Origin of the sequence: Serratia sp. CY84636, from assembly GCF_052166245.1 — a bacterium.
Taxonomy (GTDB): Bacteria; Pseudomonadota; Gammaproteobacteria; order Enterobacterales; family Enterobacteriaceae; genus Serratia; species Serratia nevei.
The window spans coordinates 164755-191371 of sequence record NZ_JBJNOX010000007.1 but is presented as its reverse complement, the minus strand read 5'-3'; the positions used below and the strand labels follow the sequence as shown (position 1 = coordinate 191371).

The window sequence follows — 26617 nt, the reverse complement described above, 5'->3', positions numbered from 1 at the left end:
ATACTGTAGGGAGCACCCACGCCGAAATGTATCGAAATGTGCCAATGCGTTCACTGAATGAGCACGAGTGTGTAACAACCACAAGCACGCTGTGGTAATATGGCCGGCGTTCGTAGCAAGCATAACAACAGTGACATTCGCGTTTGCCGCGCTAGCGGGGCAGGCGCATTTGAACAATGTGACAATCGAGAGTGAAAGGAGACCCCCATGCAGGTCAGCAGAAGGCAGTTCTTTAAGATCTGCGCTGGCGGTATGGCAGGAACGACGGTGGCCGCGCTGGGCTTTGCCCCCGAAGTGGCGTTGGCGGAAACCCGGCAGTACAAACTGCTGCGCGCCCGCGAGACCCGTAATACCTGTACGTATTGTTCCGTCGGCTGTGGGCTGTTGATGTACAGCCTTGGTGATGGCGCCAAGAACGCCAAAGAAAGCATTTTCCATATCGAAGGGGATCCGGATCATCCGGTAAACCGCGGCGCGCTTTGCCCGAAAGGCGCCGGCCTGGTTGACTTCATCCACAGCGAAAGCCGCCTCAAGTACCCGGAATACCGGGCGCCAGGGTCGGACAAATGGCAACGCATCAGCTGGGACGACGCCTTTACCCGCATCGCCAAGCTGGTGAAAGAAGACCGTGACGCCAACTTCATCAAAACCAACGACCAGGGCGTTACCGTCAACCGTTGGCTGACCACCGGCATGCTGTGCGCCTCGGCCGCCAGCAACGAAACCGGTTTTCTGTCGCAAAAATTTAGTCGCGCTCTCGGCATGCTTGCCGTAGACAACCAGGCGCGTGTCTGACACGGACCAACGGTAGCAAGTCTTGCTCCAACATTTGGTCGCGGTGCGATGACCAACCACTGGGTTGATATCAAGAACGCGAATTTGATTATCGTCATGGGCGGTAATGCGGCGGAAGCGCATCCGGTGGGGTTCCGCTGGGCGATGGAAGCCAAAATACACAACAATGCCAAGCTGATCGTGATCGATCCGCGCTTTACCCGAACCGCATCGGTGGCGGACTTTTACACGCCGATCCGCTCCGGGACCGACATCGCTTTCCTGTCGGGCGTGTTGCTGTATCTGATGACCAACAACAAGTTCAACCGCGAATACGTCGAGGCCTACACCAACGCCAGCCTGCTGGTGCGGGAAGACTTTGCCTTCGAAGACGGCTTGTTCAGCGGCTACGACGCGGAAAACCGCAAGTACGACAAAACCACCTGGAACTACCAGTTCGACGAGAACGGCTTCGCCAAGCGCGACGTCACGCTGCAGGATCCGCGCTGCGTGTGGAACATGCTGAAACAGCACGTGAGCCGCTACACGCCTGACGTGGTGACCAACATCTGCGGCACGCCGAAGGACGATTTCCTCAAGGTGTGCGAATACATCGCCGAAACCTGCGTCGCGGATAAAACCGCTTCGTTCCTGTATGCCCTGGGCTGGACTCAGCACTCGGTCGGCGCGCAGAACATCCGTACCATGGCGATGATCCAGCTGCTGCTCGGCAACATGGGCATGGCGGGCGGCGGCGTCAACGCGCTGCGCGGCCACTCCAACATCCAGGGGCTGACCGATCTCGGCCTGCTGTCGCAGAGCCTGCCGGGTTACATGACGCTGCCGTCGGAGAAACAGACCGATCTCGAGACCTACCTGAAGGCCAACACGCCGAAGGCGCTGCTGCCGGGCCAGGTGAACTACTGGGGCAACTACCCGAAATTCTTCGTCAGCATGATGAAGACCTTCTACGGCGACAAGGCGCAGAAGGACAACAGCTGGGGCTTTGACTGGTTGCCGAAGTGGGACAAAGGCTACGACGTGCTGCAGTACTTCGAAATGATGGCGCAGGGCAAGGTCAACGGCTACTTCTGCCAGGGCTTTAACCCGGTGGCGTCGTTCCCGAATAAAAACAAGGTAGTGGCTTCGCTGTCCAAGCTGAAGTTCCTGGTGACCATCGATCCGTTGAACACCGAGACCTCCAACTTCTGGCAGAACCACGGCGAGTTCAACGAGGTGGATCCTTCGCAGATCCAGACCGAAGTGTTCCGCCTGCCGTCTACCTGCTTCGCCGAAGAAAACGGTTCGATCGTCAACTCCGGCCGCTGGCTGCAGTGGCACTGGAAAGGCGCAGACGCCCCGGGCGAAGCGCTGAACGACGGCGAGATCCTGGCGGGCATCTTCAGCCGCCTGCGCGAGATGTATGCGCGCGACGGCGGTGCGGTGCCGGAACAGGTGCTGAACATGCGCTGGGACTACCTGACGCCGGATAACCCGTCGCCGGAAGAGGTGGCGCAGGAAAACAACGGCAAGGCGCTGGCGGATCTGCTGGATGCCGACGGCAAAGTGCTGGTGAAAAAAGGCGAGCTGCTCAGCTCGTTCGCGCAGCTGCGCGACGACGGCACCACCGCCAGCGGTTGCTGGATCTTCGCCGGCAGCTGGACGCCGGCCGGCAACCAGATGGCGCGGCGCGACAACGCCGATCCGTCCGGCCTCGGCAATACGCTGGGCTGGGCCTGGGCATGGCCGCTCAACCGCCGCATCCTGTACAACCGCGCCTCGGCGGACCCGCAGGGTAAACCGTGGGATCCGAAACGCCAGCTGCTGGAGTGGGACGGCGCCAAGTGGGTCGGGGCCGATATCCCGGACTACAGCACCGCCGCGCCGGGCAGCGACGTCGGGCCGTTCATCATGCAGCCGGAGGGCATGGGCCGCCTGTTCGCCACCGACAAGATGGCGGAAGGGCCGTTCCCTGAACACTACGAGCCGTTCGAAACGCCGCTCGGCACCAACCCGCTGCACCCGAACGTGGTGTCCAACCCGGCGGCGCGCGTGTTCAAGGACGATCTGGCGGCGATGGGCAAATCCGACAAGTTCCCTTACGTCGGTACCACCTATCGTCTGACCGAGCACTTCCACTACTGGACCAAGCACGCGCGGCTGAACGCCATCGCGCAGCCGGAGCAGTTCGTGGAGATCGGTGAGAAGCTGGCAGAGAAGAAAGGCATCAAGCAGGGCGACACCGTGAAGGTCAGCTCCAACCGCGGCTACATCAAGGCCAAGGCGGTGGTGACCAAGCGTATTCGCACGCTGCAGGTGCACGGCCAGGAAGTCGACACCATCGGCATCCCGATCCACTGGGGTTACGAAGGGGTGGCGAAGAAAGGCTTTATCGCCAACACGCTGACGCCGTTCGTCGGCGACGCCAATACGCAAACGCCGGAGTTCAAGGCGTTCCTGGTCAACGTGGAAAAGGTGTAACGGAGACGAATTATGGCCATGCAATCTCAAGACATCATTCGTAAATCCGCCACCAATGGTTTCACGCCGGCGCCGCGCGCCCGTGACCACCAGGAAGAAGTGGCCAAACTGATCGATGTCACCACCTGTATCGGCTGCAAGGCCTGTCAGGTGGCCTGTTCCGAATGGAACGACATCCGCGACGAGGTGGGGCACAACGTCGGGGTGTACGATAACCCCGCCGATCTGACCGCCAAGTCGTGGACGGTGATGCGCTTCTCCGAGGTGGAGGAAAACGGCAAGCTGGAATGGCTGATCCGCAAGGATGGCTGCATGCACTGCGCCGATCCGGGCTGCCTGAAGGCCTGCCCGTCGGAAGGCGCGATCATTCAGTACGCCAACGGCATCGTCGACTTCCAGTCCGAGCACTGCATCGGCTGCGGCTACTGCATCGCCGGCTGCCCGTTCGACGTACCGCGCATGAACAAGGACGACAACCGGGTGTACAAGTGCACCCTGTGCGTCGACCGCGTGGACGTGGGCCAGGAACCGGCCTGCGTGAAAACCTGCCCGACCGGCGCCATTCACTTCGGCACCAAGGAAGCGATGAAGCAGGTGGCGGCAGATCGCGTCAGCGAGCTGAACACCCGCGGTTACCAGAACGCCGGTCTGTACGATCCGGCGGGGGTGGGCGGCACGCACGTGATGTACGTGCTGCACCACGCCGACAAACCGCAGCTGTACCACGGTTTGCCGGACAACCCGAGCATCAGCCCGGCGGTGACCTTCTGGAAGGGCGTGTGGAAACCCCTGGCGGCCATCGGCTTTGCCGCCACCTTCGCGGCCAGCGTGTTCCACTATGTCGGCGTCGGGCCTAACCGCGTCGACGATGAGGACGAGCACGACGAGTCGCACGACGAGGAGACGCGCAAATGAGAAAGGAAAAGCCCATTCAGCGTTACAGCGCACCGGAGCGCATCAACCACTGGATCGTGGCGTTCTGCTTCGTGTTCGCCGCCATCAGCGGGCTGGGGTTCTTCTTCCCCTCCTTCAACTGGCTGATGAACATCTTCGGGACGCCGCAGCTGGCGCGCATTCTGCACCCGTTTGTCGGGGTGATCATGTTTGCCGCGTTCCTGCTGATGTTCCTGCGCTACTGGAAGCATAACCTGATCAACCGGGAAGATATCGTCTGGGCCAAGAACATCCACAAAATCGCCATGAACGAGGAAGTGGGTGACACCGGGCGCTATAATTTCGGCCAGAAGTGCGTGTTCTGGGCGGCGATTATCAGCCTGGTGCTGTTGCTGGCCAGCGGCGTGGTGATCTGGCGGCCGTATTTTGCGCCGTCGTTCTCCATCCCGCTGATCCGCATCGCGCTGCTGGTGCATTCGCTGGCCGCGGTCGGCCTGATTATCGTGATTATGGTGCACATTTACGCCGCATTGTGGGTAAAAGGCACCATTACCGCGATGGTGGAAGGCTGGGTGCCGGCGGCCTGGGCCAAGAAACATCATCCGCGCTGGTACCGTGAGGTCCGCGAGAAACGACAGGAAGATAAACCCTGATGAGTATCCGCATCGTTCCTAAAGAGCAGTTAGGGGCACAGCGTGAGAAGTCCACAACGGCGGAGAACATCCCGCCGTTACTTTTCGCCAACCTGAAAAGCCTGTACAGCCGTCGCGCCGATCGTCTGCGTCAGCTGGCGGTCGACAATCCGCTGGGCGACTACCTGAACTTCGCCGCCGAGCTGGCGCAGGCGCAGCAGCATGCGCTGCACGATAACCCGCTGGCGCTCGATCTGAGCGAAGCGCTGGCGCAGGGCGCCGCCAGCGGCAAACCGCCGCTCGATCTGAGCGTGTTCCCGCGTAGCGAGCACTGGCGCAAGCTGCTGACGTCGCTGATCGCCGAGCTGCGCCCGCAGGCGCCGGAGCATATCCTGGCGGTGCTGGACAACCTGGAGAAAGCCTCGGCGCACGAGTTGGAGCTGATGGCCGACGCCTTGCTCAACCGCGAGTTCGGCAAGGTGGGCAGCGAGAAGGCGCCGTTCCTCTGGGCCGCGCTGTCGCTCTATTGGGCGCAGATGGCCAGCCTGATCCCCGGCAAGGCGCGCGCCGAATACGGCGAGCAGCGCCAGTTCTGCCCGGTGTGCGGCAGCATCCCGGTCTCCAGCATGGTGCACATTGGCACCGTCAACGGCCTGCGCTACCTGCACTGCAACCTGTGCGAAAGCGAATGGCACGTGGTGCGGGTGAAGTGCAGCAACTGCGAGCAGACCCGCGATCTCAACTACTGGTCGCTGGACAGCGAGCAGGCGGCGGTGAAGGCGGAGAGCTGCGGCGACTGCGGCACTTACCTGAAGATCCTCTATCAGGAAAAAGACCCGCAGGTCGAAGCGGTGGCCGACGATCTGGCTTCGTTGGTGCTGGACGCCCGCATGGAAGAAGAAGGCTTCGGCCGCAGCAGCATCAATCCGTTCCTGTTCCCGGCGGAGTAACCGCCCGGCCCCGTTCGCGCGGGGCCGGACCAGCAATTTCAGAACGGGCTTCTGGCATTCGCCCGGGCGAGTTGCTACGTTTAGGCCATAACGCGCCAAGCGAAAGGAACCACGATGTTAAACACCCTGGCAAAACTGACCGCGGTCGCCGTGCTGGCGATGGGACTGGCGGCCTGCGACAACAAAGACGACACCAAACCGGCGGTGCCGCCACCGGACACCAAGCCGACCGTGGCGCAGCCCGCGCCACCGCCGCCGCCTGCGCCGGCAGAAACCCCGTCCGCGCCACCGGGGCTGAACGTGTCGCTGCAGAAGGGCAAAATCACCTTCGAGCTGCCGCCTGGCTTTAGCGATCAGACGCTGAACAGCGGCATCATCAACGACAGCACCTCCACCATTCAGCGCTTCCTCGACGGCAAGTCGCGCCAGAGCGCGGTTTCGTCCGAGGTGATCCCGCCGGACGACATGAAGCTCAACGCCAGCGACAAAATGCTGAAAGAGCTGGCGCAGAGCGCCATCACGGTGCTGGCCGAGCGCTATCAGAATATCCAGACCACCAAAGAAGAGAACTTCACCGTCGGCAAACAGAAGTTTCGCCGGGTGGATACCGAGCAGACCGTCAACGGGCAGAAGGTGGTGTCCACGCTGGTGCTGACGGTGTTCAACAAGCGGGTGGTGACGCTGCAAATGCTGTCGCCGGCCAAAACGCCGGAAGTGCACCAGGCGCTGGTGCAGCGGATTATCGATACCCTGGCGGTGAAGTAAGGGCGCCGCGCCGCGGCCAGGACGAAGCGGAGGAGAACGGATGAAGCTTATCGGCAGTTACACCAGTCCCTTTGTGCGCAAGATTTCCGTGATGCTGCTGGAGAAGGGGATCGCGTTCGAATTCGTCAACGATCCGCCGTATGAGCCCGGCAGCCGGGTGAAGGAGCTGAACCCGCTCGCCAAGGTGCCGGTGCTGATCGCCGATGACGGCGAGGTATTTTACGACTCGCCGGTGGTGGCCGAATACCTTGAGCTGCTGGCGGTGGAACCGGCGTTCTTGCCGGCCGATCGCGCCGCCGCGTTGCGCGTCCGCCAGGTGGCGGCGCTGGCGGACGGCGTGACCGAAGCGGCAGCGACCCTGTTTCGCGAAAGCCGGCGCGCGCCGGAAAAACAGGACGAAAACTGGATGCTGCGCCAGCGTGACAAACTGACGCAGGGGTTGGATGCGCTGGAGGCGCTGGCGCGGGAAAAAACGTGGCTCAATGCCGAGCGGCTGACGCTGGCGGATATCGCCACCGGCTGCGCGCTGGGCTACCTCAATTTCCGCCGCATCCTGCCCAACTGGTGCGTCGAGCGCCCGGCGCTGGTCAAGCTGGCCGAACGCCTGTTCGCCCGCGAAAGCTTCGCCCGCACTTCGCCTCCCTGAGCTTTTTTCTCCCCCGCCGCGGCGGGGTTTTGCTATGCCGATACGTCTAAACTGAAAACCGAGCGACCATGAGCACTGAATCCCACCTTCTTTACAGCCAACTGCCCGCCATTGACCGCCTGCTGCGAGAACCCGCGATTGAACCGCTGGTGGCGCAGCATGGCCAGACGCTGATCGGCGAACTGCTGCGCCGGCTGCAGGCCGAGGCGCGCGCCGCGATCAGGCAACAGCAACGTTTACCCGCCTGGTGCGACGACTGGCCGCAGGCGCTGCGGGCGGAGCTGGCCCGGCAGCAACGCCCGGCTTTGCTGCCGGTGTTCAACCTCAGCGGCACCGTGCTGCACACTAACCTCGGGCGCGCCCTGCTGGCGCAGCCGGTGAAGGACGCGGTAAGCGCGGTGATGGGGGAGGCGGTGACGCTGGAGTACGATCTGGATGGTGCCGGGCGCGGCCATCGCGATCGGGCGGTGGCGGATCTGCTGTGCCGGCTGACCGGCGCGGAGGACGCCTGCATCGTCAATAACAACGCGGCGGCGGTGCTGCTGATGCTGGCGGCGATCGCTCCCGGCAAAGAGGTGGTGGTGTCGCGCGGCGAGCTGGTGGAGATCGGCGGCGCGTTCCGCATACCCGACGTGATGCGCCAGGCGGGCTGCCAACTGGTGGAGGTCGGCACCACCAACCGTACCCATCTGAAAGATTACCGCCAGGCCATCAACGAGCAGACCGGCCTGTTGATGAAGGTGCACACCAGCAACTACAGCATTCAGGGCTTTACTGCGGCGGTCGACGAGGCCGAACTGGCGCAGCTCGGGGCCGAACAGGGCGTGCCGACCGCCACCGATCTGGGCAGCGGCTCGCTGATCGACATGGCGCAGTACGGCCTGCCCGCCGAACCGATGCCGCAGCGGCTGCTGGCCGCCGGCGTCGATCTGGTGACGTTCTCCGGCGATAAGCTGCTGGGCGGCCCGCAGGCCGGCATCATCGTCGGCAAAAAGGCGCTGATCGCTCGCCTGCAGCAGCATCCGCTCAAACGCGCGCTGCGCGTCGGCAAGCTGACGCTGGCGGCCCTGGAGGCCACGCTGCGGCTCTATCTGCAGCCGGAAAAACTGGCTGAGCAGCTGCCGACGCTGCGGCTGCTGACCCGCCCGCAGCTGGAGATGCAACAGGCGGCCGAGCGGCTGCTGGTGGCGCTGACGCCACGGTTCACCGCCGATTTCGAGCTGCGCGCCGAACCGTGCTGGTCGCAGATTGGCAGCGGTTCACTGCCGGTGGATCGCCTGCCCAGCTATGCGCTGACCTTCACGCCGCGCGACGGCCGCGGCGCCACGCTGGAGGCGCTGGCTGAACGCTGGCGCCGCCTGCCGCAGCCGGTGATCGGCCGCCTCGGCGACGGCCGGCTGTGGCTGGATCTGCGCTGTCTGGAACAGGAAGGGGCGCTGATCGAAGCGCTGAGCGCCTCATGATCATCGCCACCGCCGGCCATGTCGATCATGGCAAAACCACCCTGCTGCAGGCGATCTCGGGGATCAACGCGGATCGCCTGCCGGAAGAAAAGCGCCGCGGCATGACCATCGATCTGGGTTACGCCTACTGGCCGCAGCCGGACGGCCGGGTGCTGGGCTTTATCGACGTGCCCGGCCACGAGAAATTCCTCGCCAATATGCTGGCGGGCGTCGGCGGTATCGACCATGCATTGCTGGTGGTGGCCTGCGACGACGGCGTGATGGCGCAAACCCGCGAGCATTTGGCGATCCTGCGCCTGAGCGGGCGCCCGGCGCTGACGGTGGCGTTGACCAAGGCCGACCGGGTGGACGCGGCGCGTGTCGACGAGGTACGCCGTCAGGTGCGCGACGAACTGGTGCGCCAGGGCTGGCCCGATGCGCCGCTGTTTGTTACCGCGGCGGCGGCGGGGGAAGGCATCGAGGCGCTGCGCGCGCATTTGCTGGCGCTGCCCTCCGGCGAGCACGCGCTGACGCGCCGTTTTCGCCTGGCGGTAGACCGTGCGTTCAGCGTCAAAGGGGCGGGGCTGGTGGTGACCGGCACCGCGCTCGGTGGCCGGGTGCAGGTGGGGGATTCGCTGTGGCTGACCGGCGCCGACGCGCCGGTGCGGGTGCGTGGCCTGCACGCCCAAAATCAGACCGTGGAGCAGGCGCAGGCCGGGCAACGCATTGCGTTGAACATCAGCGGCGATGTCGATAAAGACCGGATCGCGCGCGGCGACTGGCTGCTGGCGCAGCGTCCGCCGGAGGCGGCGGAACGCATTCTGGTGGCGCTGGAAGCGGATCGGCCGATCCGCCATTGGCAGCCGCTGCATCTGCACCATGCCGCCAGCCACATCACCGGGCGCATTTCGCTGCTGAACGACGGGTTGGCGGAACTGATCCTCGATCGCCCGCTGTGGCTGGCGGAAAACGATCGTCTGGTGCTGCGCGACATCGGCGCACGGCAAACGCTGGGCGCGGCCCGGGTGCTCAGGCTGAGCGCGCCCAAGCGCGGCAAGCGCCAGCCGGACTACCTGGCATGGCTGCAGGCTCTGGCGCAGGCGCAAGACGATGCGCAGGTGCTGGCGCTTGAGCTGCCGCAGGGCGCGCTGTCGCTGGCGGCGTTTGCCTGGGCGCGTCAGTTGACCGACGACGGCCTGGCGGCACTGCTGGCGGACCGCGATCTGCTGATCGTCGGTGACCGGGCGCTCGCGCAGGATCAGGTGCAACAGGCGGAGAGCCGGCTGCTGCAGGTGCTGGCGGAGTACCACCAAAAGCACGCCGACCAGCTGGGGTTAGGGCGCGCCCGCCTGCGGCGTATGGCGCTGCCTCAGCAGCCGGAAGCGTTGGTGTTTATGATGATCGATCGGCTGCTGAAAGCCGGTGCGCTGCGCAACACGCGCGGCTGGCTGCATCTGCCGGAACACGGTCTGGCATTCAGCGCCGAAGAGGCGCCGCTGTGGGCACGCATCGAACCGCTGTTCGGCGACGAGCCGTGGTGGGTGCGCGATCTGGCGAGCGAGTTGGGCGAGGAAGAGAGCCGGGTACGGGCGCTGCTGCGTAAGGCAGCTCAGCTGGGCCATGTGACGGCGGTGGTGGTGGATCGCTACTACCTCAGCCGACGCATCGATCAGTTCGCGGCGCTGATCCGCGAGCTGGATGCGGAGCGGAGCGGCGCCAACGCCGCCGACTTCCGCGATCGGCTCGGCGTCGGGCGCAAGCTGGCGATCCAGGTGCTGGAGTTCTTCGATCGCAGCGGTTTTACCCGCCGCAAGGGTAACGAGCATTTGCTGCGCGACGGCGGGTTGTTCGGCAGCGAGTCCCCTAGCCGATAAACCTGACGGCGGCCTGGCTGACGTCGGGCGTTTGGGCGGTGAGAAACGCCTGTAAGCGTTCGATCAGCGGCCGTTTCGCCGACTCCGCCGGCCAAACCAGATAGTAACAGTCGCCGGTGCGCACGGCGGCGTCACAAGGCAGCGCCAATAACCCCTCCTCAATGGTTCGCAGGCTCAGCGCCAGATCCCCGATCGAGATGCCGTGCCCGGCGATGGCTGCAGCGTTGCCCTGTTCCAGCGAATCAAATACCTGGCCGCGTGCAAGATCGAACGGGGCCGCTATGCCGCTTTTTTGCAGCCAGCGCCGCCAGTCGCGCCGATCGGGTGAAGGGTGGATCAGCGGGCAGGCGGCGAGATCGCGCTGCCCGTCGGCGAGCAGCGCGGGGGCGCAAATCGGGATCAGCCATTCGTCGAACAGCTTGGCGGCGGCGGTGTTGGCGCCGAAATGGCCGTTGCCGAGCAGGATGGCGCAGTCGTAGGGTTCGCTGAAAAAATCCACGCTGTCGATGTCCATCCAGACGCTGGCTGCCTGCACGTCGAACGCCTGCGCCGTTTGCCGGAACCGGCTCAGGCAGTCCAGCAGCCAGCGCATGGTCAGGGTGGAGGGTGCCTTCAGCCGCAGTAGATCGCGGTGGCTTCTGAACAGCTCGCAGGCTTGCTCGATGCGGCCAAACCCTTGCTGCAACTCGGCGGCGAAGATTTTCCCCTGCGGCGTGACCTCGATACGCGGGCCGTTGCGCTGGAACAGCCGGCAGCCGAAGTGCTGCTCCAGCGTTTTGATGTGCTTGCTGACCGCGCTCGGGGTGAGATGCAGCTCCTCGGCGGCCAGCGTGAACGAGCCGGTGCGGGCGGCGCTTTCGAAGGCGCGCAGGGCGTAAAGCGGCGGAAGGGAACTGGCCATCGCGGCGTCTCTAATAATGAGTCTGATTCACAGTAAACGACAGGATTACTCCTTTTTCAAGGCGGTGGCGGCGGCATGATAATGGCGCGATGCCAACTGACTGAATGTGAGTGAAATAAAGATGAACCTGTCGTTACTGGCGGCGTATTTCGCCGCCATTTTGTTGCTGATCGCCACGCCGGGGCCGGTGGTGGCGATGGTGGCCAACACCGCCGCGCGCTTTGGCGCCCGGCGTGCGCTGTTGACCGCGCTGGGCAGCAACGGGGCCTCCTTGTTGCTGATCGGCATCGCCGCGCTGATTATCACCGGGCTGTTCGTCGTGGATATGCGCATGCTGCAGTGGGTAGGCCTGCTGGGTTGCCTGTTTATCGGCCGCATGGCGATCGTCTCGCTGTATGAGGATTTATCCGCGCGCCCCCCCGATGCGCAGCCCGTTGCGCCGCCGCAAAAACGCTCGGCGATCCTGAACGGTTTTCTGGTGGGCATCGCCAACCCCAAAGACATTGTCTTCTTCGTCGCCTTTTTCCCGCAGTTCATCGCCGTCACCCCCTCGATCGGCACCAGCCTGACGCTGCTGACCGCGCTGTGGGTGCTGGCGGACTTCGCCATCTTGCTGACCTATATCACCCTGCTGTCGGGAATGGCGCTGCAGCACGCGCGGCGGGCGATCTCTGTCCTGTCGGCGTCGCTGCTGTTGGGGGTGGCGGTAGTGGGAGCGGGGTATGCGTTGTGGGGGCTGCTCGGCTGAAGCCGCATAAAAAACGCCGGTCGGGAAACCGGACCGGCGTTTTATCGTGGCATTTAAGCCGCGCCGGTCGGCTGCGGCGTGGGGTCGCCGTTGCGGCGTTTGCCGAGGAACAGCGCCACCAGCGTCAGCCAGCACAGGCCGCTGATGAGGTTGAACAGGTTGAACAGCCCGCTGCCGCCCCAGACGTAGGCGACCTTGGCCAGCTCGATGCCGACGGTGAACACCATCATGCTCAGCATGCCCATGGTGGCTGACACCGTGCCCTTGCTGACGTTGCTGGAGAACAGCGTCAGGCGGTACAGCCCGGCGTTGGCGAGGCCAATGCCGAAGGCGTACAGGCTCAGGCCGGCGGTCATCCACAGGTAGGCGTGGCTGGAGAACTGGGTCGCCAGCGCGGCGATCAGCAGCCCCAACAGCATTGGGCCTGCGCCCAGCTTAATCAAACGCTCTACGCTGTTTTTGCCGGTCAGGCGCGCCAGCGTCAGGTTGCCGAGGATCAGCGCGCCGAACACCGGGATTTGCAGCAGGCCGTAGTCCAGCGTCGACAGCGACTCACCGCTGATCAGGATCACCGGCGACTGGGCGATCCAGGCCAGCAGCGGCAGGCTGGCGAAACCGATCGCCAGCGCGCCGCACAGGAAGCGGCGGTTGCCTAACACCTGGCGGTAGTCGCGCCACAGGTTGGCGGCGGAAAACGCCTCGCCCTGCAGCGTGGCGGTTTCCGGCATCGCTTTCCACAGGCCGTAGAAGGCGATGGCCGCCAGCGCGGCGAACAGCACGAACATGCTCTGCCACGGCGCGACGTGGATCAGCGCCGCGCCGGCCAGCGGCCCGAGCAGCGGGGCGATCAGCGCCACGTTGGCCATCAGCGCGGTGATTTTGATGCACACCGATTCTTCAAACGACTCCTGAATGGTGGCGTAGCCGACGGCACCGATAAAGCACAGGCCGATGCCTTGCAGGAAACGCATGGCGATGAACTGTTCGATGGTGGTGACCAGCAGGATCGCCAGGCAGGCGACGATAAAGAACGCCACCCCGGCCAGCATCACCGGGCGACGGCCGCGGCGATCCGACAGCGGCCCGAGCAGCCACTGCAGGAAGATGCCGCCGGCCAGATAGGCGGTCATCGAGGTGGGTACCCACTCTTCGCCGGCGTTGAAATCCGCCACGACGGCCAGCATGCCCGGCTGAATCATATCGTTGCCGATATAGGTGGCGAACTCGAACAGCACCAGACAAAGAGGGAATAAAAGCGCCTGTCGGCCCAAACGTGCCGCAGGTGGTAATGTCGTTTTCATATTATTGTACTGATAGTAAAAGAGAAAAAGGAACTGCCAGGGCGGGAAGCGCAAACTGAGCGAGTTGTGGCGGCTATTTTGCCGCCAATTGTTCACCTTCGCAATAATAAGGTGTTGTTTAAGTGCATTCTGATATTTCGCTTTTGGGTTGTCGCCGAACGCCGTGCCCGATAACCTCTTCTTAACATATCAATATGACACAAGATCGGGCGAGCGTTTGAGCGAGAAAATCGGCTGGATAGACAACCTGCGGGCGATGGCGTGCATGATGGTGGTGATGATCCACGCCACCACCTATTACGTCACCAACGGCGCGGCGATAGGGCTGCACAACTGGGATATCGCCAACGTGCTGAACTCGCTGTCGCGCGTGTCGGTGCCGCTGTTTTTCATGATTTCCGGCTACCTGTTTTTCGGCGACAAGAGCGCCGGCCGGCGGCATTTCACCCGTATCGCCTGCTGCATTCTGTTCTACAGTGCCATCGCGCTGATCTATATCGCGGCCTTTACCAAGATCGGCTTCTGGCCGTCGCTGCGCGCCATCCTGCAAAAGCCGGTGTTCTATCATCTGTGGTTTTTCTATGCCATTGCGGTGATTTACCTGCTGTCGCCGCTGATCAGCGTCAAGCCGGTGTCGCGCCGTTACCTGGCCGCCGCGCTGGTGGTGTTGGCGGCGATCGCCAACCCGAATACCGACAAGCTGACCTTCGGCAACGTGCACCTGCTGCCGGTTAACCTGTATATCTACGGCGATACTTTCTACTACCTGCTGTATGCGCTGGCCGGGCGGGCGATTGGCATGATGGAGGCGCGCGGGCGCGCCGTGGGCTGGCTGGCGGCGCTGGGATTTGCGCTGTGCGTGGCGCTGATCGCGCGCGGCACCAAGCACCAGCTGTTCATCAACGGCAACTTCGCCGATACCTACTACATCTACAGCGGCCCGCTGGTGTTTATGGCGGCGGTGGCGCTGCTGGTGTGGGTGAAACACTGTCTGCCGCAGCCGATCGGCTGGCTGAGCGCGTTCTCCCGCCATTCGCTGGCGATCTACGGTTTTCACGCCCTTATCGTCAACGTGATGCGCAGCCGGCACCTGGACTTCACCGGCCACCCGCTGCTGGATATCTTCTGGGTGTTCGGCGTGGCGCTGGGGCTCAGCCTGCTGCTGTCTGTCGGCCTGCAGCGGCTGGATACCCGCCGGCTGGTGTCATAGCGGCGAACGCTGGCGCTGCTGGGCGCGGCGCAGCTGCCGCCCGGAAGAAAAGCCGGCCGCCAGCGCGGCCTTCTCCAACCCATATCCTTGCTGCAGGCGCTGTTGCGCCACCGCCAGCCGCAGCTGCTCATGATATTCCCGCACGCTGATGCCGACGTGGCTGCGAAACAGCCGCGCCAGGTGGCGGCTGCTGACGTGCGCTTTTTCCGCTACCTGCGGTACCGACCAGTCGGCCTCCGGCTCGGCGGCCATCACGTCCTGCGCGCGGTGCACCGCCGGGTGCAGGTGGTTGCGGTAGCGCAGCCAGGGCGACAGCTGCGGATCGTCCCCCGCGCGGCGGAAATAGACCACCATATCGCGGGCGACGTCGCGCGCCCGGCCGGAGCCGCAGTGGCGGTGCACCAGGTGCAGCGCCAAATCGATGCCGGTGGTGATGCCCGCGCTGGTGTAGACGCCGCGATCTTCGACGAAGATACGGTTCTCTTTCACCTGCGCCGCCGGCGCCTGCCGGCGGATACGCTCGATAACGTCGTGGTGGGTGGTGCACTGATAGCCGTCGAGCAGCCCGGCCTGCGCCGCCAGCAGCGCGCCGGAGCAGATGCACACCAGGGTGATGCGCTGCCGCTGCAGATCGGGCCGCAGCGTCGCCAGCCAGCGACGCGCCTGCTCGGCCTCTTCCCCGGCGAAATAGCGCTGCGAATCGCCGACTCCCGGCAGCACCAGGATGGCGCCGTCTTCCAGGCGTTCGGGCAACGGCCGCAGGCCGCTCAGCGTCATGCCGATGGAGCAGACGATCTGTGGCGCCGGGCTGAGATAACGCAGGCTGAACTGCCCCGCGAGGCGCAGGGTTTCCGCCGGGCCGCTGACGTCCAGCGACAGCACATTGGGCAACAGCAGAAAATAGACGGCCTGCGACATGGTTACTCCTGTGCGAGTTGCGCCAGCGCCTCATCCACGCTGGCGATGCGGGCGAAACGATCGACTAGTACGGTTTCAGTATGCCGCTTCAGCTGCGCGGGGGTAAAGACTTCACCGTCGGGATGGCGCATCGGGAAGGTCAGCGTCGCCTCGGTGACGAAGGTCACCCGATAACCGAGATCGGACGCCACCCGGGTGGTGGTTTCGCAGCACTGCTCGGTACGGATGCCGGAGACGATCAGGTGGTTGATATCCCGCTCGCGCAGCCAGGCGTCGAGGCCGGATTCGGTCAGCGCATTGTGCACATGCTTATGCACGGTGATATCCGCCTGGTGGGTGAGGAACGGCAGGCGCTGCACGTGGCCTGATGCCAGCGAGAACGGCCCCTGTGGCGAAACGTGCAGCACGTCGACCAGCGCCGCGCCGCGTTGTTGGCAGCCCGCGATCAGGCGGGTCAGCGCCTGCTGAAATGCCGGCAGATCGTCCTCCTGCCAGAATGGACGGTGCTGGAATGATTGTTGGACATCGATGATCAATAACGCGCTCTGTGACATTTTCGGCCCTCCGCCAGTGTGTGTAGCGACCATCTTGCGCTGCACCTTACTCTGGCAGAAGGCCAAAAACGGCCATCATGATGACAACAGCGGACCGACCTTAGGTTTTGCTCACCTGGCCGGCCACCAGACGCCCCTGATGGAAGGTGGCGCTGCGCGCCGGCAGGCGGGCGACCGCCTCGGCGGAACAGCTGGCGTTGACCAGCACGAACTCGGCGGCGTCGCCGGCTTTCGGCCAGGCGCGCTGGCCCTTATCGTCCAGCGGCAGCACGCCGCCGGTGGAGATGGCCATGGCGCGCGACAGGTGATACTCGTCGGAGCCGCGGTACAGCTGGGCATACAGGTTAGCCTTCTCCAGAATGTCGCCGGTGCCGAACGGCGACCAGTGGTCGATCACGCTGTCGGTGCCGGTCATCACGAACACCCCTTTCTCGCTGAGCTGCGGCAACGGCATCATCAGGCCGCCGATCGGCACCGTGGAGGCGATGGTGATCTGCTGCGCCGCCAGCCGGGTGGCGGTTTCCGCCAGTTCGCCCGGCGTCAGCGTAGTCAGGGCGAACGCGTGGCTGATGGTGACCTTGCCGCGCAGCGCCGGGTTTTTCTCCACGGTGGCGATCATGTAGTTAATGGCGGCGACCCCGGCCGGGCTGGTCTCATGCAGGTGGATATCCACGCCTTTGCCGGTATCGAGGGCGATCTGGAACATGGCGTCCAGCGATTTCTCCATCGCGCCGTCGACGTTGGTCGGATCGAGCCCGCCGACGTACTGCACGCCCATCTGCATCGCTTCGCGCATCAGCGCATCGACCCTGGAGTGCAGCAGGCCGTGCTGCGGGAAGGCGACGATTTCACAGCTGAAATCCGCCCGGTGGTTTTCCAGCGCGCGCTGCAGGTGCTCCAGGCTTTTCAGGCCGCTGACCGGATCGATATTGCAGTGGCTGCGCGCCACGGTGCTGCCTTTGGACTGCAGCAGGGCGATCAGGTTTTCCGCCCGCTGCTGCGAGGTGGGCAGCAGTTTCGGTATCAGCGTCTGCTCCAGCGCGATCATGTCCATGATGGTCTTGCCCTGGCGCGGGCGCGGCGCCTGCCACGGGCCGCTGTAGAAGGTTTTGTCCAGGTGGATGTGCATGTCGCGGAACGCTGGCAGCAGCAGCTGGCCCTGCGCCTGATAGCGGGGCACGCCGGCGGGCAGGGAGGCGTTGGCGGCGTGAATGGCGGCGATCTTGCCGTCTTTGATCTCCAGTGTGTACAGCGCGGTGCGGGTGCCGATCACCGTTTCGCCGTCGTATTCAAAGCCGTCTTCCAGCCGCACCTCACTTAGGTAGTAGTGGCGATCGGTCAGGGTCATCGGTGCCGGTGCGCACTGCCCGCCGCCCGGTGACGCGGCCTGCGCCATGCCGCCCGTCAGGCCGATCACCGCGCAGGCGGTGGTGAGTTTGCCGGTTTGGCTGAGGAAGGCTCTGCGGCCCGGTTGTTGAGGGTTTTCCACGTTCGGTTCCTTAATCCAGAGGTGAGGGGTGAAACATCCCCCAATTTAGGAGAGGAACCGGCCGGTTGGCAGCGACATTTGCCACTGGTGACTATTCGATTTGGTAATGATCGGCGTCTGCTGGCGGAAGGGGGCTCTTGGCTTGCTCTTTCGCAGCTTTAATGGCTACATTTGTAGTCATTAAAGCTACATTGAGGTCAGCGTGATGCACGATCCGATGCTCGAATTGCTGTTCAGCGAATACCGTAGAAAAGTGCTAAGCCTGCTGTTTATTGAGGCCGGGCAGGCGTTTCATGTGCGAGAAATTGCGCGGCGCACCGCAACTCAGGCCGGGACTTTACACAAAGAGTTGAGCAGGCTGGCTGAAGCCGGCATTTTGCTCAGGCAGCGGCAGGGCAACCAAATTTGCTATCAGGCCAACGCCGATTGCCTGATTTTTCCCGAGCTGGCGGCGATTTTCCGCAAGGCCTGCGGGCCGGCTGCACGCTTACGGCAGGTCTTGACAGGATTTGGGGAAGACATCGAACGGGCTTTCATCTTTGGTTCCGTCGCCAGTGGCAAAGCGACGGCGGCCAGTGATATCGATGTTCTGATCGTCGGTAAACTGTCTTTTGCGGATGTGATTCAGGCGGTTTATCCGCTGCAGGCAACGCTGGGTCGGGAAATTAACCCCAAACTGTACTCGCCGGAAGAGTGGCGAGCGGCTTTGGCCGAGAACTCCGCGTTTATTCAGGACATTATGGATAAACCCCAACTCTGGATTGTGGGAGACAAGGATGACGCTGGACAATCTGGTTGGGCTGGGACTGGAGGTGATAACGCCTGACGCGGGGGCGATTAAAAAATTGCTGGCCGCCGCCGCTCGCAACCGACGCGATGCGGGTATCACTCAGCTCAGCAATGAGAGCCGTTTCGACACGGCATATAAGGCGGTCATGCAAATGGCTAATGCCGCTTTACAAGCCAAGGGATACCGCACGCTGACCAGCAAACCCGGCCATCACCAGATCATGATCCAATCGTTGCCGCTCACCGTAGGGCTGCCGCGCGAGGCAATGATCTGCCTGGACGCATTGCGAAAGCAGCGCAACGTGGCGGATTACTCCGGCGATTTGGTGACGGACGCGGCGGTACAGGCTTGCCTTGAGCAGACAGAGGCGCTGTGGGGGCGGCTTATCGACTGGCTGCAGCGCGAATATCCGCAGATAGTGGCATAAGTGGCCTCACTTCAACCCGCAAAACACCGCCAGCCGCTGGGCCAGCGCCAGCGTGGCGGCGGGGGCGCCATCGCGGTAATAGAGCGCCAGTTCGAAGCTGTCTATCGGCGGTAATCCTTCGGCTTCGCCCAGCACCCGATGCGTGGGCAGGCGGCAGCCGGCCGGCAGCAGGGTGACGCCCAGCCCGGCGGCGGAAGCGGCGGTCAGCGCCGCCAGGCTGGCGCTGCTGTAACCGATGCGCCAGCGTTTGCCGAGGGTGTCCAGCGCCTGGCACAGCTCGTCGCGGTACAGGCCGCTGAGCGGAAATACCGCCAGCGGCACCGGCGATTGCTCAATGGCCGGGAAGGCCAGGCTGTCCAGCCACAGCAGCGGTTCCGGCCGCGCGGCGCGCGGCGGTTGCCGGCGGCGCTGCTTCACCAGGATCAGATCCAGCTCTTCACGCGCGTAGGCGCTGTGCAGATCGGCGCTCAGGCCGCTGGCGACGTCCAGCCGCAGGTGCGGGTGCTCACGGCTGAAGTCGGCCAGCAGCTCGGTGGTGGGTACGGCGAAATCCTCCGGCATGCCGATCCGCAGCACGCCGTCGCGCCAGATGCCGGTCAGCGCGTCGTGGGCTTCTTCATTCAGCGCGATGATGCGGCGCGCGTAGCTCAACAGCTTCACGCCTTCTTCGGTCAGCAGCACCTGATGCGAGGAGCGCTCAAACAGCGGCTTGCCCAGCATCTCTTCCAGCCGGCGCACCTGCTGGCTGACGGTGGACTGCGACAAAAACACCCGCTCTGCGGCGCGGGTGAAGCTGTTGCTGTCGCACACGGCGACGAAGCTGAGCAGCAGCTGCGGATTGAACATCGGGTAGCGATTCATTTTCCCACTGTCGGCTATTTTATTATTTAATTTCCCAATACTAGCGGCGTTGCCTACAGTAACGCAACGCTGTGGCGATCGCGCTGTGACGCCGCACTCTTCATTTTGCAGTACCAGGAATATACCGTGTTAAATCATTCTGTTAATTCATCCTCTTCGCGCCGCTGGTTCAACCCTCTGCTGCTGGCGCTGGTGTTGATCGGCCTGAACATGCGGCCGTTGTTGACCTCGATCGGCCCGTTGCTGCCGACGCTGCGCCAGGCTACCGGGCTGAGCTTTGGCGGCGCGGCGCTGCTGACCACGCTGCCGGTGCTGATGATGGGCCTGATGGCGTTGGCGGGTGGCGCCATCAACCGGCTATTCAGCGAACGCAGCGCCGTGGCGTTAAGTTTGTTGGCGATCGGGCTGGGCGCGCTCTGGCGCGAACTGGCCCCCGGCAGCGTGCAGCTGCTGATGAGTGCGGTGCTGGGCGGGCTCGGCATCGGGGTGATCCAGGCGGTGATGCCCGGCATCATCAAGCATCATTTCCTCAAAAGTATGGCGCTGGTGGCCGGGCTGTGGTCGGCGGCGCTGATGGGCGGCGGCGGGCTGGGTGCGGCGATCACCCCGTGGCTGATGAGTGCGGGGCACGACTGGCACAGCGCGCTGGCCTGGTGGGCGTTGCCGGCCCTGGTGGCGCTGCTGGCCTGGTGGCCGGTCAGCCGCGGGTTGTCTCGCCTGAGCGCGGCGGGTGAAAACCGCGGGCCAAGCCTGCTGCGCAACCGGCGCGCCTGGCTGCTCGGCGCCTATTTCGGCCTGATCAACGGCGGCTATACCAGCCTGATCGCCTGGCTGCCGCCGTATTACATGCAGCTCGGTTGGCAGCCGCAGGCCAGCGGTTCGCTGCTGGCGTTGATGACCTTCGGCCAGGTCGTGGGCGCGCTGCTGCTGCCGGCGCTGGCGCGCAATCATGACCGGCGGCCGCTGCTGCTGCTGGCGTTGATGATGCAACTGATCGGCTTTATCGGCTTGATTTACCTGCCGCAGACGCTGCCGTGGCTGTGGGTGCTGCTCTCCGGGCTGGGGCTGGGCGGCGCGTTCCCGCTGTGCCTGGTGCTGGCGCTCGATCACCTGCATCAGCCGGCGGCGGCCGGGCGACTGGTGGCCTTTATGCAGGGCGTCGGCTTCCTGCTGGCGGGCGTGACGCCCTACCTTTCCGGCCTGCTGCGCGACTACAGCGGCGGCTTCGTGCTGGACTGGCAGATCCATGCGCTGCTGGTGGTGGTGCTGATCGTCATCACCTGGCGCTTCCATCCGCACAGCTACCGGCGGGCGTTCGCCGAATAATATTTCTGTCATTGCCGCTCCCTATAGTGACGTTGCTTTTACTTCTGGGCGATAACAACGAAAAGGGACAATGACATGCACAACACCAAAACCCGGCTGGCGCTGCTGGTCGGCTGCATGGCGCTGAGCGCCAACCTGTGGGCCGACGCGCAGCCGGTGCAAGCGACGTTGGCTGGGCATGCGCTGCTGCCGGTGAAATCCGCCGTTTCCACACCGAAGGACGCGCCGAGCGATCTGCAGCAGAGCGGCAAGTACACCAGCGGCAAACGCGTCACCGAGCTGGGCAGCGTGGCGGGCAAATCCGCCGATCGCCTGACCGGCCTCGGCCTGCCGATCGACGGTCAGCCGCTGCAGGGCCACTCCGGCATCAAACACATGCCCGACGGCACCTACTGGGTGCTGACCGACAACGGCTTCGGCAGTAAGGCCAATTCGCCGGACGCCATGCTGTACCTCAATCACTACAAGATCGATTTTAAAGACGGCACGGTCGCGCCGCTGAAGACGGTGTTCCTGCACGATCCGGATAAAAAGGTGCCGTTCCATATCATCAACGAGAGCACCGAGAAGCGTTATCTGACCGGCAGCGATTTCGATCCGGAAAGCTTCCAGTTTGCCGACGATGCCTTATGGATCGGCGAAGAGTTTGGGCCTTACCTGATCAAGGCCGACCTGAACGGCAAAGTGCTGGCGGTGTTCGACACCCTGGTGGACGGCAAAGTCGTGAAATCGCCGGACAACCCGACGCTGACCCTGCCGGGCGCGCCGGATGGCAAGCAGAACTTCCAGGTGGCGCGCTCCAAAGGCTTTGAAGGTATGGCCGCCTCGCCGGACGGCAGCAAGCTGTACCCGCTGCTGGAAGGGGCGCTGTGGGACGGCGAGCAGTTCGAGAACGTCGGCGGCAAACGCTACCTGCGGGTGCTGGAGTTCGACGTGAAACAGCAGGCCTGGACCGGCCGCAGCTGGCAGTACGTGCTGGAAGACAACCAGAACGCCATCGGCGACTTCAACATGATCGACGCCACCCACGGGCTGGTGATCGAGCGCGACAACGGCGAAGGCACGCCGGATAAAGCCTGCGCCGCCGGCGCGCCGACCGACAACTGCTTCAGCCAGGTGGCCAAGTTTAAGCGGGTATATAAAATCGCCTTCTCGGACGCCAACGTCGGCAAACCGGTCGAGAAACTGGCCTATATCGACCTGATGAACATTCAGGATCCGAACAAGCTGGCGCGCAAGCCGCTGAACGACGGCGTGCTGACCTTCCCGTTCTTCACCATCGAGAACGTGGACGTGGTGGACGCCAACCACATCATCGTCGGTAACGACAACAACTTCCCGTTCTCTTCCAGCCGCCAGCCCAATATGGCGGATGACAACGAGTTCATCCTGCTGGACGTGAAGGATTTCCTGAAGTAGCGCTCCCCGGCCGCCGAATCGCCGGCGGCCGCCATTTCCCGCTTAGCGCAGCGAACAAACTGCGCTATAATCAGCGCCTTGCTTCTTCTCTTCTCCAAGGAAGATCCTCGTCCCCGGTGGGGCGGCCGGACTTCAAATCCGGTTGGGGCCGCCAGCGGTCCTGGGCAGGTTCGACTCCTGTGATCTTCCGCCAAATTATTGTTTCCCACACTTTCTTGAATTCAAAAAAATCCTATCCAAGCGAATCACCTCGCAGACATTTTTTGAGAAAATAACCGTTGTTCGAGTAATGAGCTTCGATGAGCTTCTCTGGCATACTAAGCGAATTACAGCGTTGTAAGTCAGATTAAAGCGGAGGCGACATGGCAGACAAACACTTAACCCAATCACCGGCAGGTGAGTTTGTTATGTTTGCCAGCGATGATGGCGAAGTGCGCGTTGAATGTCGTCTTGAGCAAGAAACGCTGTGGTTGCCCCAGGCGACCATCGCGAATCTTTATCAGGTGACCCCAGGCGATTACGCAACACATCAAAGCGATCTACGAAGAAGCGGAACTTGAACAAAACGCAACCTGTAAGTCTTACTTACAGGTTCAAGAGGAGGGGGGCGCCAGAAAAGTCGCAATATTTAATCTAAGCGATTATGTGATATAGTAATACGCTCTTTCTTGTTGTTTGATGATGTAGTTCCTTACTTTTCTCTTAAGGGAAAGAGTAAGAGAAATACTGATTATTAACCAGAAAAGAATGATTTCTATGATGGTCAGTATTGGGTATATAATTATCTTGTCTTTTTTTACTTCATCTATGTATTTATTTAGTTCAACCTGGTTTTTTTCATCATTAAATATTTCGCAAATCAATGATGACAACTCTGGAGAGATATTTTTTATTCTTTTTAGTTGATTGCTATTTCCAATGCATTGTTTTTTGTCAATAGACCAAGGGTGACGGGAAAACAAAGATGATTCCTTGGCGGAATGGTTGGTGATAAAGAAGCTTTCATTTGTTGTTTTTAACGTCAAAAGAGTCCACCCATTTTGAATGCGCAATGTTTGTATGTGCATGTGAAAAACAAATAAAAGCCCAATGGTCACTGAAAAAATAATAAAGCCAGACAGTATTTTATCAATGAACGTGTTCTGGGGTGTTTTTTTTAGAGGAATAGATATGGAGAATAATCTAATTGTCCAATTGGGGATGCCTGCTTTACTCAAGTATTCAGATTCGCCGTTTAATGGTTTGTTTAAATATTTAAGTATTATCATTCCTGCCGCGAATATACTCCCTAATATTCCAAGGATGCTTGCAAATATTTCAATAGTTGACTTGAAGCTTTCGTCAGTAAATAATTCAGTGATAGATAGTGCGTTACTCATATTTTTTCCTCATTGTGACTGTTACGTTTTGTTGATTTTTTATTATTCTTATGATTTTTTCAAGTTGTTAACAGCTATTTAGTCTATGATAAGTACATGGTGTTATTGATATGAAATTCATTGAGTTGGTAAATGATTAGTGGTTACTATACGAAATGTCTTCCTAATTTAGCTAAGCGGCTATTTTAGTAACAGCATAATATATCTGAAATGCGATTTGCTATAAGTCCCCAACACCTAACCCCTCACTCCCTTTGCAAAAAGAACTGCTTGATGGTCTGCCGCAGCCAGCGGTGTGCCGGGTCGCGATCGAGGCGCGGATGCCAGGCCTGCACGATAAACACCGATTCCAGCTCGAGCGGCAGCTCGATCTCCGCCAACGGCAGGTGGATGTTGCTTACTCCCTGCAGCACGTGGCGCGGCAGCGGCAGGATAAAGTCTGATTTCATGGTCAGCATCATCGCCGAATGGAAGCCCGGTAGGGTCAGGGCGACGTTGCGCTGCAGGCCAAGATCGCGCAGCGCGTCGTCGATCGGCCCCTGCGTACGTCCGCGGCGAGAGACGCTGATATGCGGGTAATGGGTCAGGGTTTCGGGCGTTACCTGGCCGATGATCGGGTGACCAGGGCGCACCAGCGCCTGAAAGGTGCTGGTGAACAGGCTCTGCGTCTTAATTTCCGGGTGCCAGTCGCGTGAGGAACCGATCACCAGATCCACCTTGCCGCTGCGCAGCGCGTCATCTTCGCCGTCGCTTTCGGCGATAAACTTCAGGCCGCTTAACGGCGCCATGTCCCGCAGCGTCTCCAGCAAGCCGCCCGCCAGCGCGCCGATAAAAATGTCGTTGGCGCGAATGGTGAAGGTTCGGGTCAGCTTGCCGGGCTCGAAGGATTCACTCGGCGCGATCAGCGCGGCGGCCTGTTCGATGATATCGCTGAGCTGGCGTTTCAACTCCAGCGCGCGCGGCGTCGGCACCAGATGCTTGCCGGCCCTGACCATGATCGGATCGTCGAACTGCCGGCGGATGCGCCCCAGAATGCGGCTCATCGCCGGGGCGCTCAGATTCATCTTCTCGGCGGCGCCGCTCACGCTGCCTTCTTCCAGCAGCAGATTCAGCGCATAGATCAGGTTGAAATCAATTTTTTGCGGCATGGCCTCTCCGGTGGTGGTGCGCTCAATGGATTGCGTTTTGTGCAACTAGTTAATTACATCATTTCATTTTAAACAATCGAAATAAGCCCGGATACTGCCCACGACAACAAAGATTGAGGCTGAAACAGCAGGAGTGGGGAATGGTTGAGGTGTCTGTTACGCCGCACCACAAAAATCGATGGCTCGCCAGCGCCGGCGAAATCAACGGCCGCACCTGGCTGGGGCTGTTCGGCGTGTTTTTGGCGGTGATGGCCAGCGGCGTGGGGGAAAACGCCAGCAAGTTCGCGCTGGCGGATATACAGGGCGGCATGCTGCTGAGCTTCGATGCCGGCAGTTGGCTGACCACCTGTTACGTCACCGGCTTTGTGATCGGTTCCGGGTTCACGCCCTGTTTTTGGCCGACCTTTTCGCTGCGCCGGGTGGCGTTGACGATGTGCGGCATTTACCTGGCCGGTGGGCTGCTGACGCCCTGGCTGGGAGAACAGTATGGCGTGCTGCTGGCGGTGCGCAGCCTGCAGGGCTTCGCCGGCGGCGCGTTGCCGCCGATGCTGATGACGGTGGTGCTGCGTTTTATGCCGCCGCTGATCAAGGTGCTGGGGCTGGGTGCCTACGGCTGGGTCTCCGCCTGGAGCGCCACGCTGGGCGCCACCGCCGCCGCCTTCGCCTTTCACTGGGGTTGGAGCGGGTACTTCTACTGGAACCTGCCGCTGATGGCGATCGCTGCGGTGTGTATCGGCTACGGTCTGCCGCAGGATCCGCTGCGGCTGGAGCGCCTGCGGCAGTTCAACTGGCGCGGCCTGCTGCTCGGCGGCGTGGCGCTCGGCATGCTGACGGTGGGCATTTCACAGGGGGAGCGCCTCGACTGGCTGAACTCGCCGCTGATCTACGTTTTATTATTGGGTGGCGGCGGATTATTGGCGTTATTTCTGATTAACGAATGGTATCACCCGCTGCCTTTTTTCAATTTGCAGCTATTAAGCAAAAGGAATTTGTCCTTCTCCTTAATTACGCTGGGTGGCGTGCTGTTAATTATGGTGTCGCTGGTCAATATCACGTCGGGATATTTATCCGCGATTCAGGGCTATCGTCAGGAACAAACTTCCGACTTAATGCTGTGGGTGGCGTTGCCGCAATTAATTACGCTGCCGATTGTCGCCATGATATGCAATACGCCGCGGGTGGATTGCCGCTGGGTGCTGGCGATCAGCCTGCTGTTGATGGCCACCGCCTGCGTGCTGGCTGCCCAGCTGACGCCGGAATGGAACGGCGACACGTTTCGCGTTATCGCGCTGTTGCAGGCGGTCGCTCAACCGATGGCGATCATCCCGTTGCTCATGCAGGCGACCGGTGGGCTGTTGCCGACCGACGGGCCGTTTGCGGCGGCCTGGTTCAACGCGGTGAAGGGTTTCGCTGCCACCGCAGCCGGCGGCGCCATCGCGCTGCTCAGCCGACAGCGTGGGGACTATCACGCCGGCACGATCGCCGACGGTTTTGGCTCGGCCTACAGCCGCGCATCGGGGTCGGCGGAGCAGTTGGCGCAGCTTGCCGCTCGGCAGGGCCACGTGCTGGCCAGCGCCGATCTTTATCTGTTGGTTGCCGGCCTGGCGTTATTACTGACCGTGCTGATTTTATTTATGCCGACCCGTATTTATCCGCCGCGTTCGGTCGCCGCCTGACATTTTATCATC

The 26617-nt window shown here is 62.0% G+C and carries 23 protein-coding genes, 1 tRNA gene and 1 pseudogene; 17 read left to right on the top strand and 8 right to left on the bottom strand.

Annotated features, from left to right (window positions below; translation table 11 throughout):
* Positions 1–207: 207 nt before the first annotated feature.
* From fdnG to selB, 8 genes are all read left to right on the top strand, one after another.
* Positions 208–3255, top strand: a complete 3048-nt coding sequence (gene fdnG, locus ACJ8QI_RS19810; protein ID WP_100396610.1) for a formate dehydrogenase-N subunit alpha — start codon at positions 208–210, stop codon at positions 3253–3255.
* 12 nt (positions 3256–3267) lie between these two features.
* Entirely contained in the window at positions 3268–4170 is a 903-nt protein-coding gene (gene fdxH / locus ACJ8QI_RS19805; protein ID WP_033649532.1) for a formate dehydrogenase subunit beta, read from the top strand.
* The gene (fdoI, locus tag ACJ8QI_RS19800) at positions 4167–4802 is read left to right on the top strand and encodes a formate dehydrogenase cytochrome b556 subunit (protein WP_004934017.1); all 636 of its coding nucleotides are present in this window, start codon (positions 4167–4169) and stop codon (positions 4800–4802) included. Before fdxH ends, fdoI begins: the two co-directional genes overlap by 4 nt.
* Positions 4802–5731 carry a formate dehydrogenase accessory protein FdhE gene (gene fdhE / locus ACJ8QI_RS19795; protein ID WP_025304790.1) on the top strand — a complete coding sequence of 310 codons (930 nt, stop codon included), beginning with the start codon at positions 4802–4804 and terminating at the stop codon, positions 5729–5731. Before fdoI ends, fdhE begins: the two co-directional genes overlap by 1 nt.
* A 114-nt stretch (positions 5732–5845) precedes the next feature.
* Positions 5846–6496, top strand: a complete 651-nt coding sequence (locus ACJ8QI_RS19790) for a DcrB-related protein (RefSeq protein ID WP_336844082.1) — start codon at positions 5846–5848, stop codon at positions 6494–6496.
* Between the two features lie 40 nt (positions 6497–6536).
* On the top strand, positions 6537–7142 hold the full coding sequence (locus tag ACJ8QI_RS19785) for a glutathione S-transferase (RefSeq protein WP_038875954.1): 606 nt from the start codon (positions 6537–6539) through the stop codon (positions 7140–7142).
* A 68-nt stretch (positions 7143–7210) separates the two neighbouring features.
* On the top strand, positions 7211–8605 hold the full coding sequence (gene selA / locus ACJ8QI_RS19780) for an L-seryl-tRNA(Sec) selenium transferase (RefSeq protein WP_336844079.1): 1395 nt from the start codon (positions 7211–7213) through the stop codon (positions 8603–8605).
* On the top strand, positions 8602–10458 hold the full coding sequence (gene selB / locus ACJ8QI_RS19775) for a selenocysteine-specific translation elongation factor (protein WP_442532968.1): 1857 nt from the start codon (positions 8602–8604) through the stop codon (positions 10456–10458). The genes selA and selB overlap by 4 nt, the downstream gene beginning before the upstream one ends.
* On the opposite strand, the gene ACJ8QI_RS19770 is transcribed toward selB, so the two are convergent.
* Positions 10448–11359: a LysR family transcriptional regulator gene (locus ACJ8QI_RS19770; RefSeq protein ID WP_442532967.1), complete on the bottom strand. Its 912-nt coding sequence runs from the start codon at positions 11357–11359 to the stop codon at positions 10448–10450. The two genes, selB and ACJ8QI_RS19770, sit on opposite strands and share 11 nt — an antisense overlap.
* Before the next feature lie 121 nt (positions 11360–11480).
* Here ACJ8QI_RS19770 and ACJ8QI_RS19765 point away from each other — a divergent pair, with 121 nt between their 5' ends.
* Positions 11481–12107: a LysE family translocator gene (locus ACJ8QI_RS19765; protein ID WP_442532966.1), complete on the top strand. Its 627-nt coding sequence runs from the start codon at positions 11481–11483 to the stop codon at positions 12105–12107.
* 53 nt (positions 12108–12160) lie between these two features.
* On the opposite strand, the gene ACJ8QI_RS19760 is transcribed toward ACJ8QI_RS19765, so the two are convergent.
* Positions 12161–13408 (bottom strand): MFS transporter, encoded by a 1248-nt coding sequence (locus tag ACJ8QI_RS19760; protein ID WP_038875940.1) that lies wholly within the window; start codon positions 13406–13408, stop codon positions 12161–12163.
* Between the two features lie 217 nt (positions 13409–13625).
* Between ACJ8QI_RS19760 and ACJ8QI_RS19755 the strand changes: the two genes are divergently transcribed.
* The gene (locus ACJ8QI_RS19755) at positions 13626–14618 is read left to right on the top strand and encodes an acyltransferase (protein WP_070914484.1); all 993 of its coding nucleotides are present in this window, start codon (positions 13626–13628) and stop codon (positions 14616–14618) included.
* Here ACJ8QI_RS19755 and ACJ8QI_RS19750 read toward each other — a convergent pair.
* The 3 genes from ACJ8QI_RS19750 to ACJ8QI_RS19740 all read right to left on the bottom strand — a co-directional run bounded on the left by ACJ8QI_RS19750 (position 14613) and on the right by ACJ8QI_RS19740 (position 17579).
* Positions 14613–15536 (bottom strand): GlxA family transcriptional regulator, encoded by a 924-nt coding sequence (locus ACJ8QI_RS19750; protein WP_089186637.1) that lies wholly within the window; start codon positions 15534–15536, stop codon positions 14613–14615. The genes ACJ8QI_RS19755 and ACJ8QI_RS19750 overlap by 6 nt on opposite strands.
* 2 nt (positions 15537–15538) lie before the next feature.
* Positions 15539–16090 (bottom strand): isochorismatase family protein, encoded by a 552-nt coding sequence (locus tag ACJ8QI_RS19745; protein ID WP_060441240.1) that lies wholly within the window; start codon positions 16088–16090, stop codon positions 15539–15541.
* A gap of 100 nt (positions 16091–16190) precedes the next feature.
* Positions 16191–17579, bottom strand: coding sequence for an amidohydrolase family protein (locus ACJ8QI_RS19740; protein ID WP_442532965.1), 1389 nt, complete (start codon positions 17577–17579; stop codon positions 16191–16193).
* 205 nt (positions 17580–17784) lie between these two features.
* Here ACJ8QI_RS19740 and ACJ8QI_RS19735 point away from each other — a divergent pair, with 205 nt between their 5' ends.
* Both ACJ8QI_RS19735 and ACJ8QI_RS19730 read left to right on the top strand, forming a co-directional pair.
* Positions 17785–18405 carry a nucleotidyltransferase domain-containing protein gene (locus ACJ8QI_RS19735; RefSeq protein WP_336844160.1) on the top strand — a complete coding sequence of 207 codons (621 nt, stop codon included), beginning with the start codon at positions 17785–17787 and terminating at the stop codon, positions 18403–18405.
* Positions 18356–18796 (top strand): hypothetical protein, encoded by a 441-nt coding sequence (locus ACJ8QI_RS19730; RefSeq protein ID WP_039568213.1) that lies wholly within the window; start codon positions 18356–18358, stop codon positions 18794–18796. The genes ACJ8QI_RS19735 and ACJ8QI_RS19730 overlap by 50 nt, the downstream gene beginning before the upstream one ends.
* Before the next feature lie 6 nt (positions 18797–18802).
* On the opposite strand, the gene ACJ8QI_RS19725 is transcribed toward ACJ8QI_RS19730, so the two are convergent.
* Entirely contained in the window at positions 18803–19657 is an 855-nt protein-coding gene (locus tag ACJ8QI_RS19725) for a LysR family transcriptional regulator (RefSeq protein WP_070914487.1), read from the bottom strand.
* 126 nt (positions 19658–19783) lie between these two features.
* Here ACJ8QI_RS19725 and ACJ8QI_RS19720 point away from each other — a divergent pair, with 126 nt between their 5' ends.
* The 4 genes and pseudogenes from ACJ8QI_RS19720 to ACJ8QI_RS19705 form a co-directional block, all read left to right on the top strand.
* Positions 19784–20983 carry a cyanate transporter gene (locus ACJ8QI_RS19720; RefSeq protein WP_072270056.1) on the top strand — a complete coding sequence of 400 codons (1200 nt, stop codon included), beginning with the start codon at positions 19784–19786 and terminating at the stop codon, positions 20981–20983.
* A gap of 75 nt (positions 20984–21058) precedes the next feature.
* Complete coding sequence (locus ACJ8QI_RS19715; RefSeq protein ID WP_197757519.1) at positions 21059–22402, top strand: esterase-like activity of phytase family protein; 1344 nt, start codon at positions 21059–21061, stop codon at positions 22400–22402.
* 98 nt (positions 22403–22500) lie between these two features.
* A tRNA-Sec gene (locus tag ACJ8QI_RS19710) sits at positions 22501–22595 on the top strand.
* A gap of 169 nt (positions 22596–22764) precedes the next feature.
* Positions 22765–23008: pseudogene (locus ACJ8QI_RS19705) on the top strand (hydroxyacid dehydrogenase); the annotation flags it as partial.
* 35 nt (positions 23009–23043) lie between these two features.
* On the opposite strand, the gene ACJ8QI_RS19700 reads toward ACJ8QI_RS19705, so the two are convergent.
* Positions 23044–23781, bottom strand: coding sequence for a DUF6216 family protein (locus ACJ8QI_RS19700; protein ID WP_176326443.1), 738 nt, complete (start codon positions 23779–23781; stop codon positions 23044–23046).
* A 245-nt stretch (positions 23782–24026) separates the two neighbouring features.
* Positions 24027–24929, bottom strand: a complete 903-nt coding sequence (locus ACJ8QI_RS19695) for a LysR family transcriptional regulator (RefSeq protein WP_070915673.1) — start codon at positions 24927–24929, stop codon at positions 24027–24029.
* Positions 24930–25069: 140 nt separating this feature from the next.
* On the opposite strand from ACJ8QI_RS19695, the gene ACJ8QI_RS19690 reads away from it, so the two are divergent.
* Positions 25070–26605, top strand: coding sequence for an MFS transporter (locus ACJ8QI_RS19690; RefSeq protein ID WP_089186643.1), 1536 nt, complete (start codon positions 25070–25072; stop codon positions 26603–26605).
* Positions 26606–26617 lie beyond the last annotated feature (12 nt).

Bases quoted from the DNA above. Each gene is read 5' to 3' on its own strand.
- fdxH (WP_033649532.1), top strand. From the start codon at position 3,268: ATGGCCATGCAATCTCAAGACATCATTCGTAAATCCGCCACCAATGGT.
- fdoI (WP_004934017.1), top strand. From the start codon at position 4,167: ATGAGAAAGGAAAAGCCCATTCAGCGTTACAGCGCACCGGAGCGCATC.
- fdhE (WP_025304790.1), top strand. From the start codon at position 4,802: ATGAGTATCCGCATCGTTCCTAAAGAGCAGTTAGGGGCACAGCGTGAG.
- ACJ8QI_RS19790 (WP_336844082.1), top strand. From the start codon at position 5,846: ATGTTAAACACCCTGGCAAAACTGACCGCGGTCGCCGTGCTGGCGATG.
- ACJ8QI_RS19785 (WP_038875954.1), top strand. From the start codon at position 6,537: ATGAAGCTTATCGGCAGTTACACCAGTCCCTTTGTGCGCAAGATTTCC.
- selA (WP_336844079.1), top strand. From the start codon at position 7,211: ATGAGCACTGAATCCCACCTTCTTTACAGCCAACTGCCCGCCATTGAC.
- selB (WP_442532968.1), top strand. From the start codon at position 8,602: ATGATCATCGCCACCGCCGGCCATGTCGATCATGGCAAAACCACCCTG.
- ACJ8QI_RS19770 (WP_442532967.1), bottom strand. From the start codon at position 11,359: ATGGCCAGTTCCCTTCCGCCGCTTTACGCCCTGCGCGCCTTCGAAAGC.
- ACJ8QI_RS19765 (WP_442532966.1), top strand. From the start codon at position 11,481: ATGAACCTGTCGTTACTGGCGGCGTATTTCGCCGCCATTTTGTTGCTG.
- ACJ8QI_RS19760 (WP_038875940.1), bottom strand. From the start codon at position 13,408: ATGAAAACGACATTACCACCTGCGGCACGTTTGGGCCGACAGGCGCTT.
- ACJ8QI_RS19750 (WP_089186637.1), bottom strand. From the start codon at position 15,536: ATGTCGCAGGCCGTCTATTTTCTGCTGTTGCCCAATGTGCTGTCGCTG.
- ACJ8QI_RS19745 (WP_060441240.1), bottom strand. From the start codon at position 16,090: ATGTCACAGAGCGCGTTATTGATCATCGATGTCCAACAATCATTCCAG.
- ACJ8QI_RS19735 (WP_336844160.1), top strand. From the start codon at position 17,785: ATGCACGATCCGATGCTCGAATTGCTGTTCAGCGAATACCGTAGAAAA.
- ACJ8QI_RS19730 (WP_039568213.1), top strand. From the start codon at position 18,356: ATGACGCTGGACAATCTGGTTGGGCTGGGACTGGAGGTGATAACGCCT.
- ACJ8QI_RS19725 (WP_070914487.1), bottom strand. From the start codon at position 19,657: ATGAATCGCTACCCGATGTTCAATCCGCAGCTGCTGCTCAGCTTCGTC.
- ACJ8QI_RS19715 (WP_197757519.1), top strand. From the start codon at position 21,059: ATGCACAACACCAAAACCCGGCTGGCGCTGCTGGTCGGCTGCATGGCG.
- ACJ8QI_RS19700 (WP_176326443.1), bottom strand. From the start codon at position 23,781: ATGAGTAACGCACTATCTATCACTGAATTATTTACTGACGAAAGCTTC.
- ACJ8QI_RS19695 (WP_070915673.1), bottom strand. From the start codon at position 24,929: ATGCCGCAAAAAATTGATTTCAACCTGATCTATGCGCTGAATCTGCTG.
- ACJ8QI_RS19690 (WP_089186643.1), top strand. From the start codon at position 25,070: ATGGTTGAGGTGTCTGTTACGCCGCACCACAAAAATCGATGGCTCGCC.